Source organism: Nostoc sp. 2RC (genome assembly GCF_014222165.1).
Taxonomy (GTDB): Bacteria; Cyanobacteriota; Cyanobacteriia; order Cyanobacteriales; family Nostocaceae; genus Nostoc; species Nostoc linckia.
On sequence record NZ_JACKZU010000273.1, the window covers coordinates 1 to 11,261 of the forward strand.

The 11,261-nt window shown below is 41.4% G+C and carries 9 protein-coding genes; 4 read left to right on the forward strand and 5 right to left on the reverse strand.

What is annotated here, in order from left to right; all coding sequences use genetic code 11:
• The first annotated feature begins 22 nt into the window (after positions 1-22).
• Entirely contained in the window at positions 23-1,261 is a 1,239-nt protein-coding gene (locus tag GNE10_RS24770; RefSeq protein ID WP_185567538.1) for a nicotinate-nucleotide--dimethylbenzimidazole phosphoribosyltransferase, read from the forward strand.
• Positions 1,262-1,455: 194 nt separating this feature from the next.
• Here GNE10_RS24770 and GNE10_RS24775 read toward each other — a convergent pair whose 3' ends face one another.
• Entirely contained in the window at positions 1,456-1,830 is a 375-nt protein-coding gene (locus GNE10_RS24775; protein ID WP_099067168.1) for a hypothetical protein, read from the reverse strand.
• Positions 1,831-2,184: 354 nt separating this feature from the next.
• On the opposite strand from GNE10_RS24775, the gene GNE10_RS24780 reads away from it, so the two are divergent.
• Entirely contained in the window at positions 2,185-3,363 is a 1,179-nt protein-coding gene (locus tag GNE10_RS24780; protein ID WP_185567540.1) for an extracellular solute-binding protein, read from the forward strand.
• Positions 3,364-3,656: 293 nt separating this feature from the next.
• On the opposite strand, the gene GNE10_RS24785 is transcribed toward GNE10_RS24780, so the two are convergent.
• The 4 genes from GNE10_RS24785 to GNE10_RS24800 form a co-directional block, all read right to left on the reverse strand.
• The gene (locus tag GNE10_RS24785) at positions 3,657-5,057 is read right to left on the reverse strand and encodes an ABC transporter substrate-binding protein (RefSeq protein ID WP_185567542.1); all 1,401 of its coding nucleotides are present in this window, start codon (positions 5,055-5,057) and stop codon (positions 3,657-3,659) included.
• Positions 5,058-5,382: 325 nt separating this feature from the next.
• The gene (locus tag GNE10_RS24790) at positions 5,383-6,444 is read right to left on the reverse strand and encodes a PstS family phosphate ABC transporter substrate-binding protein (RefSeq protein ID WP_185567544.1); all 1,062 of its coding nucleotides are present in this window, start codon (positions 6,442-6,444) and stop codon (positions 5,383-5,385) included.
• A 25-nt stretch (positions 6,445-6,469) separates the two neighbouring features.
• Complete coding sequence (locus GNE10_RS24795; protein ID WP_185567546.1) at positions 6,470-7,867, reverse strand: serine/threonine-protein kinase; 1,398 nt, start codon at positions 7,865-7,867, stop codon at positions 6,470-6,472.
• 364 nt (positions 7,868-8,231) lie between these two features.
• A complete protein-coding gene (locus GNE10_RS24800) occupies positions 8,232-9,245 on the reverse strand; it encodes a LysR family transcriptional regulator (RefSeq protein WP_099067163.1) in 1,014 nt (337 codons plus the stop codon).
• 213 nt (positions 9,246-9,458) lie between these two features.
• On the opposite strand from GNE10_RS24800, the gene GNE10_RS24805 reads away from it, so the two are divergent.
• Positions 9,459-10,181 (forward strand): NnrU family protein, encoded by a 723-nt coding sequence (locus GNE10_RS24805; RefSeq protein ID WP_185567548.1) that lies wholly within the window; start codon positions 9,459-9,461, stop codon positions 10,179-10,181.
• Positions 10,182-10,822: 641 nt separating this feature from the next.
• On the forward strand, positions 10,823-11,209 hold the full coding sequence (locus GNE10_RS24810) for a co-chaperone YbbN (RefSeq protein ID WP_099067160.1): 387 nt from the start codon (positions 10,823-10,825) through the stop codon (positions 11,207-11,209).
• The last annotated feature ends 52 nt before the right edge of the window (positions 11,210-11,261 follow it).

Here is an 11,261-nt window from a genome sequence, read left to right on the forward strand (position 1 = left end):
CTCCCCATCTCCCCATCTCCCCATGCCCAATTCCCAAATTCGTATTTATACTCAAAAAGAACAGGGTGAAGAATGGCTGCGACGGTATCGTGGTTGTCTGCCTGTGTTTGCCTGTGTTTTAGGATTTACTGAAACTGGTTTGATTCCAGGGATTTCAGCAGCCGGTCGCACTCCAGAGGATCGAAAATATACTGCTTATGCCGATGCGGAATTTTTGTACTACGGCGCGGAACATAAACCGCAATATCCTTTACCACCATTGGCCGCTGGGGCTTCACCTGTGTTGATTTCTCGTGCTGTCTTTGAGTCACTAAAAATACCAATACATTTGTTTAATGCTGGCTTACCCCAAGCTCCTGCTGTGCCGGTAATTGATTTGGGCGGCACTCCTGCCAGGTGTTTAAGTGGAGGTAATGCAATGGAAATCACAACGGTACATCACTTGCTCGAACAAGGATTATTTTGGGGAGAACGCCTTGCGAGCAATATCCAACAAGGATATTTGATTATTGGTGAGTGTGTTGTTGGAGGCACCACAACTGCTCAGGCAATTTTAACTGGTTTAGGCATAGAAGCCGCCGGCAAAGTTAACAGTAGCCATCCTATTTGTAACCACGCCCAAAAGGAGGCACTAGTGCAAGCTGGATTGGAGAGAATGAGGGGAAGGGGAGACACGGAGACATGGAGACACGGAGACATGGAGACACTGAGACACGGAGACACTGAGAAAACTTTTCCCGCGTCCCCGCGTCTTTCCGTCCCCGCGTCTCTATTCGATCCTCTAAAACTCGTCGCTGCTGTTGGCGATCCTATGCAAGTGGTGGTGGCTGGAATGGCCATAGCTGCTAGTCGTAGCTGTGGTGTGCTGCTGGGTGGAGGAACGCAAATGTTAGCGGTTTATGCGCTCATAAGTGCGATCGCTCAAGCTTACGCTTTATCATGGCAACCAGAGGAAGTAGTTGTGGGTACAACCCGTTGGGTGGCTGAAGATTCTACTGGCGCTACTGTTGACTTAGCTCTAAGTTTAAGTAAAGGCAGTTTCACGGAGATTGCCCCAACTCCTCCCCTATTAGCAACTGTTCTTAACTTTAGTGATTCTCGTTATCCCCAATTGAGAGCTTATGAGCAGGGCTTTGTCAAAGAAGGTATGGGTGCTGGAGCAGCTTGCATAGCTGCTCATTTAAGCCAAGATTGGCAGCAACACCAACTTTTAACGGCCATTGAAGCCCAACTTGAGCGGTTGAACTTGGTGAATTACTAATAACAAAACCGGAAACTTCTAAAGCCCCGGTTTGTATTTGAACTCATCAATATTGGCTAAATTAGCAATAGTCAGAAAAGAAATTAAATTAAAGTACGACTGATGAATTTAGCTTACTTATTTTTGGGAGTACAACTGGTGAGTTTAGCCTCCCCAATTCAAGCATTGTTGAATTGTCAATTCTGACTTGTGTTTTAATGAATTCTTTCTCTAAGTAATTGTTCTTCCAAGGCAGCAATGCGATTGTATGCTGCTGTTAATTGCGCTGTCAGTCGTTGTATTTGAATTTCTGGTGTTAAATTATTGTCTCCACCCTGACGATGCATGTCTATATAAATGCCATCTGTTAATACATCCTTGTGTTCCATTTCCGAATTTGAACTGATACGTCCTTTTAATTGGTTCCCTCCAGCAGCACTATTTTCCTGATAATTGTTCCTTGCTTGTGTATTCGCTAAGGAACACTCTGAAAAAGCTTGAGCTACTTTAATGTCAAGCTGCTCAATTACTTGGCAGAGGGCATCCAGTTTTTGGCTCAGAATCAGGATTTGCTTTTGTAGTGGCTCCATTCAATACCCTCATCGGCACATTATCTTCTATGTTATTCAATTTACTGATAATCTTAACTATACTTATGGATTATTTAAGTATTCATATTTTTTGTGGCAATGTGACATTTAAATCATTACTTCTAAATATTAAGTAAAGATTTAGCATAGGTACAACTCAGGAAAATTATTGAGAAAGATTAAACTGGAGGTAGTGATTTGCATAAAAGCTAGGCAATTTGAGTCAAATGTTCAAAATTATCGATATTACCAACAAAAAATCCTAAAAATTTTAGAACTTTACTTGTGAGACACTCAGTCTCTGTGAATCTCTGCTAGATGTAGGTATAATTAAAAATCTCAAATCCAAAATCAATGGATCGACGGTCTTTTTTACTAGGTACAAGTACGCTGACAATTTCACAACTGCTTTTTGGCTGTAGTGGAAACAAACAAACTCAATTAAAAGTAGAGTTATTAAAAGGTTCCATACCAAGCCAGGTAGTTAATGAATTTCACAAAGGTTTGCAGCAGCAGGTGGAACTGAAGTTCACTCCTGTGGAGCAGATACAGGATTTATTTCAGCAATTACAAAATTGGCAACAAAAACCAACAACCACTGAGGAGCAGGGATGGAAGCGTTTTGTACCCTTTGGACAAGCAAAAAAAACTCCTGCAGCTGACTTAGTAACATTGGGAGATTATTGGCTCAAAGCAGCTATTGAGCAGAAATTGATCCAACCACTGCAACAGTTACAAGGAAATCAACTAAAACAGTGGTCTAATTTAGATGAGAAATGGAAAAAACTGGTAACGCGCAACGACCAAGGTAACCCAGATGCTCAAGGAAAGGTGTGGGGTGCGCCTTATCGCTGGGGTAGTACGGTGATTATTTATAATCGTGACAAGTTACGACAATTAGGATGGACGCCCACAGATTGGAGTGATTTGTGGCGAGAAGGGTTGAAAGGGCGTATTTCCCTACTTAATCAACCACGAGAAGTTATTGGTTTGACTTTAAAGAAACTAGGAAAATCTTACAATACAGAAAATCTCGACCAAGTACCAGACTTGGAAAAAGAATTACAGACATTAAACCAACAGGTGAAGTTCTACAGTTCTATTAATTACTTAGAACCTCTGATTATGGGTGATACTTGGCTAGCAGTTGGTTGGTCAACCGATATAGTACCTATTCTAGGTCGTTATCCCCAGCTAGCAGCAGTTATTCCCCAGTCAGGAACCGCAATTTGGGCAGATTTGTGGGTACGTCCGGTAGGTATTACTACAAGTAATTTATCAGATGGATGGATTGATTTTTGTTGGCAACCAAACATCGCTAGGCAAATTTCTTTACTCACCAAAAGCAATTCGCCAATTTCTACAAATATTACTGCTGCTGATATCCAGAAGCCTTTAAGGAGTTTATTACAAAGCGATGCCAACGACGGGCTAAACCTGCGCTCAGTTTTAGATAAAAGCGAATTTCTACTTCCTTTATCTCCTTCAACAACAAAACAATACGAATCTTTGTTTGGCAAAATTAAGGTTTAATTGGGGATGGGGTATGTTGACTGTTGACTGGAAAATCAGGATTTATTCTCCCCATCCCCCTTGTCTCCCCATTTCCCCATCTCCCAATACTTGTCGGGTTTTGGGGGAAAGGGAAAGGGGAAAAGGGAAAGAAAAAACCTTTAACCCTTACCCTTTAACCCCTTCGGGGTTCGCCAGTCGCTCATGGGGGAAACCCCCAAGACCGCGCTGGCTCACCTTTTCCCCAAACCAAATTCCAGTTTAAAATCCAAAACCTGAGCAGTATTGCCCCATCTCCCCCTCCCCACACTCCTCTACCTCACTGGCTCAAAGTCATATCCAGTACGAGAACGAGAGCCAGGAACGATTTTTACAAGTTGTACTGGCGCAATGCGATCGCCTGATGCTAAAAATCTAATTGAACCAGAAGCACCAGTGGCAGAAAAGTCAGAGGATAAGAGTGCTTGTTGGACTCCAGAACGTGTGGGATTGCGTTCTATGGCGGCAATCAAAGCTACTGTGGCATCATAACTTAAGGCAGTTCGCCAACTCACGTCACCACCCCATAACTGCCGGGATTTTTGAGGAAAATCTGACATCAGATTGCCTGCAATATGCCAAGGAACTGCTACTATCATCCCCACAGCTTGTTCTGTGCCAATTTCTAAAGTTTTGACGGTGTAAATATTATCTCCCCCCAGAAGGATTAAGCGTTTTTGGTTGACCTGAATGACTTGCAAGGCTTTATCTTGAGTGTTAGTGTTGGGAACTAACATCAATACTTCTGCACCTTGTTTAATAGCTTGTTCTACGCTTTTAGCGGCACTAAAATCTGCTTGGGATAAGTCAAATTCATTTGATATTTGTCCGCCTTCTAGGGAAACAGATGAAACAAATTCAGACTTTAAAGACTGGCTGTAGTTGCTCTCAGAATTAAAGAACACCGCTGCATTCTTTTTCTGTAAAGTTTTTACCATGTAATTAGCTAATGTTCTGGCAGCCATGAAATCGCTGGGAACTGTCCGAAAAACGTAGCGGCTAAAGTTAGAAATTTTGACAGAAGTACTAGTAGGAGAAATGGCTACCAGTTGTCCGGAATTATAAACTGTGCCTGCGGCTAAGGTGGTGTCACTGGCATTCGGCCCGACTACACCCAATACTTGAGGATTGTTAACTAAGTTGGCAGCTATTTTTTGAGAAATTTCTGGATTATTATCATCGTTAGCTATACCTACTTTTAATGGCACTTTCTTAATTCCACCAGAGGCATTAATAAAATTTTGAGCTTGTGCAATGCCACGCAAAATTTCTTGGGAAGTGTTGGGATCGGTGCCCATTGGGACGGAAGCAAAAATAGTAAAGCTTTGGGAAGTACCAATGCGGGCATTATTCAGATATATCAGTGCTTCTGGGTCGTTGGGTCTGGCTTTTAGAGATGCTTCTAAATTAGCGATCGCTTGATAGTAATTTTTACTGGCAAATGCTTGTATTCCCTCTTTTTTGGCTGGAGTAATTTCCCCAGGAGTCAAAGTTTTTTCGCCAAAACTAATGCGGTCTGCTAAAGATACATTTGTTTTTGGTTCCGGTGACTTTTCTTTAATGGTATTACTAATAACAATGCCATTTCTTGTAAACCACCAAACACCAGTTGCCACTATTCCCACTGTCAGCAATAGAGCCAAGGATAAAACTACGGTTTCATTCTTTTGTGACATGAATAAATTTTAATGAAATAAAAATGTTTATTATTTGATTTATTGAATAATTCAGGATTCAAAATTTAGAATCCACAATAATTATAGAATTAAGCGTGCTATATGTATTTTGTTTTTTGAGGATCTATAGTTTGAGTGAGGTAGAGAAATTTTTGTTTTTCAACGCAAAGTGGTGCAGAGTCAAGGGCAGCGAAAAATCTGAGTCAAGGCTTCCTTGGATCAGAACTTTTCAAGACAGAGTTAGACTGAGGTTTCTCAATAGATAAGTGAGGTACTCAGTAATTGAATAAATTAGGAAACACTGACTTGTGAATTCTGAGAAGGATTATTTTATTCTGACAAATCCAGCTTTTTCAATGAGTTGTTGACCTTGAGATGTCAGCAGCCAGTTGGCATAAGCTTCCCCGGCTTGTTGATCTGTTTGATTATTTTGTTTAACGATGACAAATAAATTGCGAGTAATGGGATATTCACCACTTAAAAATGCCTGATTATTTAATTGATTGCGTTTATTAGGACACTCAGATACAGGAATAAAAGGTTGTTGATAGGGAGCCACAAATTTATCATTTGTACGTCCGATTGATAGGGATTTAATCATACACTGGGGTACAATTTCTGGAGCAGAACCATAATAAATACCACCAGGAGTGATTGCTAATTTTCGCAGTGCTTCAGTGGTGGTGTCAATATAATTAATCTTGAGACTAAATTCTTCTTTATTAAGAACATTTTCGACAAAAAATTCAACTGTACCGCCGGCTTCTTTGCTACGAGAATAAACTGTAATTGGTAAATTAGCGCCACCGACTTGTTGCCAGTTAGTAATTTTACCTGTGTAAATTTCTTTTAATTGAGTAACAGTTAAACCAGGAATGTTCAGATTGTGATTTACGGCGATGGCAATTCCATCAATGGCCACTGGAATTTCTTTTAAACTAAATCCTTTTTGTTGAGCTTCTGTATTTTCTTCGGCTTTCACTGGTCGAGAAGATTGGGAAAAAGCTAATTGATTAGCTATTAACATCTTAATTCCAGTACCAGAACCTGGTTTTTCATTAATCGGTTGAGTGTAACGCAAACGAAATTCAGGACACAGGCTTTGCAATACTGAGTCTACGTCTTTACGAATAGGTGCCCAGGTTGTACTTCCACCGTAGTTGAATGTCCCCTGTGGTAGGTTGGATACTTCACATTTACGATTACTAGTTTCTGAAGAATTGGGAACAGGAATAATATCTTTGGAATTGTTATTTACGGATTGATTAGTGTTCAGTTTATTTAATTGCGCCCACCGTTCCATAAAAAACCATAAGCCACCAAAAATTAAGCCGATAGTGATAATAGCGGCTAAAAAAAGAGTTAGCGTTTCATTTTTCTGAGACATAAGTTAGGTTTAGCACCAAGAGTTTTTAAAGAATGAGAGATAGTAACTTATAAATCAGTCGAAATACGGCTGTTAGAGAAATGGCGACTAAACTAGCTGCAACTGCTAAAATAATGACTGACTGTATATCAAGACCACCTTGTAAAAAGGGGAGAAAAAAAATAATCGCAAAAGTAATTGCGGGAATAATTAATAAATCAAACTTTTCAATCCATCGCCTGGTTTGGGCAAATATCAGTAACCCCAAAATGATGGATGCAACAATTAATGTTATTTCTGGTGATTTTACTAAACTGAAGAGGGCGATGGCTATCAATGCACCTTCAAATCCACTAAAAGCTGCCCCAGTCAGTAATTCCAATGTTGAAAACGTCGGTTGAGTGACTGGAGTATGGGGTTTGGAAGGACTAGAACTTTGAGGTGATTGGGGTGGAAGTGTTACAGAAGGTGAATTAATTTGTGTCGCCGCTAAAGCTTGTGATTTCAAGGAATCTAGGACTTGTTGGGCTGATTGGAACCGTTGATTGGCCGCAGGTAGAAGCATGTTATCTAAAACATTAGCAAGGTGAGGGCTGACATTCACTTGCGATCGCCATTTCCATTGGTTAGTATAGGCATCAAAAAGTTGAGTTGCTTCTCGGTCTGTCAACAAAGTAATTATAGTCACAGCCAAAGCGTATAAATCCGTAGACGGAAATACTTGTCCTCCAGTCATTTGTTCTGGTGGTGCAAACCCCAGAGAATAAATTCCTGTGGAAGAGGGTGCGCCTGATGCCACATTTGCTACTTGCTTCACCGCGCCAAAATCTAGTAGAAAGAGTTTGCCATCACGACGACGCATAATATTAGAAGGTTTAATGTCTCTGTGGATAATGCCTCTTTCATGAACAAACTTGAGTATCTTCAGGATTTCTTGCAATACTTCTAATACCTGTTGTTCAGAAAATTGACCTTGTTGAGCTAATTCTTCTTCTAAGTTTTGCCCGTCAATATATTCTTGGACTAAGTAAAAAAATTGGTCTTGCTCTCCTGGTTGCAAGCTATTAACAATCACTGGAAAAAAGGCAAATAAATCAGGAATTTGCTCGTGTTCGTTGCCTATTTCGGCTAAAACTTCTGCCTCTCTCTCAAACATCAGTTGTGCTTGTTGCAGTTGAGTTGGGGTTAAATTTCCTGCTGGTTGAAACTGCTTGACAACGCATTGACGCATTCCGGGAATTCGGCGATCGCGTGCCAAAAATGCTGCTCCAAATCCACCCCTACCCAACAACTTAATGGTCACATATCGACCATCAAGCAAAAGTGGCATACCACAACTAATACAGTACTTTTGCTGCGTTGTTTTCAGCGTTGTAACATCATCTAAATCGGCAAAATAGTTTTGTGGGCGCGGACAACGTGGGCGAGTACAGTAAACTTCCATTTTCGTGATTAGTCATTAGTCAAAATAATTCGTAATTGACAATGGGCTACGCTAACGTAATTCGTAACTAGTTGAGCTTACAGAGAAACTAAATTTCTTTATCAAGAACAGGAAAATTTTTTCTTTATGTCAAATCCCTAGCTTGTCTACAGCACTTGGGGTAATGATTACGAATTACGTAGCTTGCTTCTCGCCAAAGGCAAGTATTACGAATTATTTGGTCATTGATAAAAAACAAAGGACAAATGACATAGACGCTGGAAGGGCGGCTTTTCGTACTCTTGGGTCGAAGCAAGCTACGCCTTCGTACAGCGTGTTGCAGACAAGCGTCCTGTAGGTAAGGGTAAGGACTAATGACCAGATTTTAGTCTTCGCCGAGGGAGGTGGGCGTTGCTATATCCAATGTAGTTAGAACTATGTTTTTTTGTGCCAATGTTAACACATCTTGGTTCCATCCAGGGTTAGCGAACTGGGGCAGAATTTCTTGACTAAAAGCTTCTGCCGCTTTAGATCGATAGCGGTTGGGATTAAAAATCAGCCATAACGTTCGTTTAACAACGACGTTTTCAATGTTGGCACAGTGGAGAACACCCATTTGCAGTTCCTTAGCGATGGCGCTAGTGGAGACAAAGGCAGCTCCCAAACCAGATTGCACAGCGTTTTTAATGGCTTCAATGGAATTGAGTTCCATTTCCACTTTAAAACGCCTGGTATCAATTTCACACCGTGCTAATACTTGGTCAATTACTTTGCGGATTGTCGATTGGGAATCTAAAGCGATGAATTGTAATTTATATAAGTCTTCTTTTTGGATTTTTTCAAGTTTGGCTAGGGGATGAAAAACCGGTAGAATCAGCGCTAGTTCATCTTCAGCGTAAGGAATAACTTCCAAAGATTCTGCTAGTTCGCCGGGAATCTCACCACCGATGATGGCGAGATCTACTTGTCCGTTAGCGACACTCCAAGCAGTGCGTCGGGTAGAGTGGACGTGCAATTGCACTGCCACATCTGGATATCTTTGACGGAACATGCCAATCATTCTGGGCAAAAGGTAAGTGCCAGTGGTTTGAGAAGCACCGACAATTAAAGTACCGCCTTGGAGATTTTGCAAATCCTCAATGGCGCGGCAGGTTTCCTGACACAGACTGAGGATTTTTTCGCCGTAGCTTAAGAGTAAATGCCCAGCTTCCGTTAACTGTGCGCGTCGTCCTCCACGGTCGAATAAAGGCACATCTAACTGCCGTTCGAGATTTTGCACTTGCAAACTAACGGCAGGTTGGGAGACATAGAGACTATCAGCAGCGCGCTTGAAGCTCCCTTCTACAGCGATCGCTTTGAGAATACGTAACTGATCTAAAGTGAAAGGAAGGTCAGACATAAGGCTCAACCCACAAACTTTGAAAGGAGCGGATGTAGGCAACAAATCACCTTTGCCAGCAATTGGCTGGGTGCGATTTATTGCATCTTAAACTTGACGGCTGGACTCGAAAAAGACAGTAGCACAACATGTTGACTAAAGTCCCCTTTTGAATACTTTGTGGTATTGGTTGTACTGAATTCAGTTTTCTTTAAATTACTTCACCCGTGTATTATGATGCCGATTTCTTGGTTGACACCCAGTCATTTTGTCATACTGGGGTTAGAAATAGTTTTTGCGATCGCTCACAGTGGAGGCGCTGCTTTGCGCCCTTGGGCAGAAAAATACATTGGGCCGAGGCTTTATCGTATTCTTTTTGCATTAGTCAGCCTACCATTGGCTACGATCTTAATTATTTACTTTTTTCGGCATCGCTATGATGGTTTGCAACTTTGGCAGGTACAGGGTGTGCCAGGAGTTCGAGAAATTGTTTGGCTGCTGTCAGCAATCTCGTTTTTGTTTTTGTATCCTGCTACCTTCAATCTACTAGAAATTGCAGCCATTAAAAAGCCTGAAGTCCATCTCTACGAAACAGGAATTATTCGGGTTACTCGTCACCCCCAGATGGTAGGACAAATCATTTGGTGTGTCGCCCACACTCTATGGCTCGGTACTACCTTTACCCTTGTAACCTCCATTGGCTTGATATTGCATCACCTGTTTGGGGTTTGGCATGGCGATCGCCGTTTGGGCTTGCGCTATGGGTCAGCTTTTGAAATCGTCAAACAACGGACTTCAATTATTCCCTTTAAAGCAATTCTTGACGGCCGTCAATCTATCAAATGGCAGGAATTTATCCGCCCTGCTTATTTAGGAGTTGCAATTTTTGTGGTTTTATTGTGGTGGTCACACCCTCTATTACTGGAAGCAACTGGTACGATAAAATGGGGGTTTTAATCGATCCCCACTGTCAACATAAAATTCCAAGTCGATGAAAATTTCAGCTTATCAATTGCCCCCGAATCAATGTAGGATAAATTCAAACATTTATCAGTGGGGGTACATTCAGTCAACTTGAAATTTGATATCGGTAGGTGTTGGTCGGTTGCCAATCTGGGGAGTAAATGGGCCATTGAGTCTCAACTCCCAAACAGTAAAGGCAATCAAAATTGAATATCCAAAAAGCCACCTTAAAAGTTGTGCTAGCTTTTTAATCGCAAACACATAAATCCGCTAAGTTATATCCAAATCACTGTGTGTCTTAGGATTTGTGCCCTCAAAGCAGCGATGGCTACAGCGTGCTTTGCTAAAGCAATTTACTGGCTTGAAAATCCTTCACCGAACCTCCACCAAGCAATGAATATTAAATACTGTGTCAAAAAATACATAATTATTCATTGCTTGGCAAATAGTCCCCAGCCCCCACTTGAATCGTAAACAAAAACAATTTAGTTATGGAGTCCCATTCAGCAACGCCACTGGCTCCGCATTTGGAGACCAAATGACCGCAGTGGCTCCTCAGGACTAAAAATCCAGCACTACTGAATTCATTGCAAATAGCTAGTTTGAGATAAAAACCTTATAATCCAAGAGGCGTCATGGTGTTGTCGGTTAGTGAGCGGACATTTACTCAAGAAGTTTTAGAATCTCCAATTCCTGTTTTAGTGAATTTTGAAGCCCCTTGGTGCGGGTTGTGTCGAATTATCCACCCACTTTTATTACAATTTCAAGCCCAATGCGGGGAGGAAATAAAATTAGTGGTGGTTAACGCCGATCAGAATTTTAAATTGTCTACAACTTATAGACTCAAGTCACTGCCAACTTTGCTTTTGATTGAAAATGGCAACATTCGACATCGCCTAGAAGGTTTTCGCGGTAGAGAAGATTTACGTCTAGCGTTAGAAGATATCCAAGCCAAGTACAGCAGTTACCCTAAAATCTACAAGGGTTCTAAAACGGCTGACTTGGAGTATTGGTCAGCTTGATGTGAATGGGTTATGGGGCAAAGGGTAAGGGGTAAGGGGTAAGGGGTAAGGG